The 829-nt window shown below is 37.2% G+C and carries 1 protein-coding gene; it reads right to left on the bottom strand.

Features of this window, described 5'->3' with window-relative positions; genetic code table 11:
• Window positions 1-829, bottom strand: an 829-nt coding sequence (locus WMO46_RS15575) for a restriction endonuclease subunit S (protein WP_349094661.1), incomplete at both ends; no start/stop codon positions are given.

An 829-nucleotide genomic window follows, 5' to 3' on the forward strand; every position in this document is an offset into this window, starting at 1 on the left:
TATCTGCTCATAATACTTGTTATCGTCACCTCTGAAAATAACAGAATCATGGAGGGCAGACTTCTTTAATTTGCCTTTTTTGACAAGTATTTGCTTCTCCTGTCGTATCTGTTCAAGCAATTCTTGCGATGTACCTTCTTCAGCGATTTGTGGAACGAGTATTCCTTGTATAGCTTCTTGTAAAATGGACTTTTTAAGTTGTTCCTTAACTTGTTCATTCAATTGGTTAAGAAAGTCTTGGCTTTTCCCATAGCGTTCTATGAGAAAAGATACATTGCGTAATTTTTCTACAATTCGTTCTTGTTCATTTATTGGAGGGATTGGCAATAGCATTTTGCCAAGTGTTTTCCCATTACAGTTAGGTTGTGCTGTTGCTATTGTACCATTCTTTAACTGTTCCCAATATAATTGACTCTCCATAAAAGCCTTCATATAATAAGGACAGAGCAAAGAGCTATACCTTGTTCTAATCAAATAGCCTGCATATATCGCTTTCACTGGTACTTCTTCCACTAAAAAGGACTTTCCCACAGTACCACCTGTTCTGGCAAATAGAATGTCATTTACTTTCAAAAGATATGTTTCTATTTCACTTGCATTAATCAAACAAAATGGTACATTTTCCCATAACACCTTGTTGGCTTGAATGTCGCTTATACGAACCATCCTTATATCGCCATTTTTTAAGGCTGGAGCATTATAACCATATTGAATAGATTGAGAGATATTTCCCCAGCGTTCCCATTCCCAACTACTTGGAATTGCAAACGGAATCTCCTCGTCAATGCACTTCTCCTCCCCTGTGGCGAGAAACTTCTCATAATAGGAA

The sequence above is a fragment of the Alistipes intestinihominis genome (genome assembly GCF_040095975.1).
Lineage (GTDB): Bacteria > Bacteroidota > Bacteroidia > Bacteroidales > Rikenellaceae > Alistipes > Alistipes senegalensis.